Source organism: Aerococcus sp. L_32, from assembly GCF_050689315.1.
The window spans coordinates 1-507 of the sequence record NZ_JBOEQF010001307.1 but is presented as its reverse complement, the minus strand read 5'-3'; the positions used below and the strand labels follow the sequence as shown (position 1 = coordinate 507).

General features: G+C 40.6%; 1 protein-coding gene. It reads left to right on the top strand.

Annotation, left to right across the window (positions count from 1 at the left end; translation table 11 throughout):
- The coding region (locus tag ACRCJ0_RS19490; protein WP_431391878.1) for a 3-phosphoshikimate 1-carboxyvinyltransferase at positions 1 to 507 on the top strand (507 nt) is incomplete at both ends.

Sequence of the window (507 nt, the reverse complement as noted above, 5' to 3'; positions counted from 1 at the left end):
GAAGGTACAACAATTATCCATGAAAAAGAGCGGTCACGTGACCATACTGAAAACATGTTAAAAAACTTTGGCGTTGAACTAAAAGTTGACGATAAAGACATCTATCTAGAAGGTGGCCAAAGCTTAACAGCTACGGATATTAAAGTCCCAGCAGATATTTCCTCAGCAGCCTTCTTTATTGTTGCTGCACTATTAGTTAAAGGTTCTAAACTCCACATGCCAAATGTGGGTTTAAATCCAACTCGTGCAGGGATTATTGAAGTCTTGAACAAGATGGGTGCAAATATCGAAACATGCTTGCATGAAGGTGGCTTGAGCGGTGACTTAACTGTTTCTGCCAGCGACTTAAAAGCAACAGAATTCGGTGGCGACATTATTCCAGCTTTAATTGATGAAATTCCAATTATTGCTTTAGCCGCAACCCAAGCGGAAGGTAGGACAGTGATTCGTAACGCTGAAGAATTAAAAGTAAAAGAAACTGACCGTATTCAGGTCACAGCCCAAGAA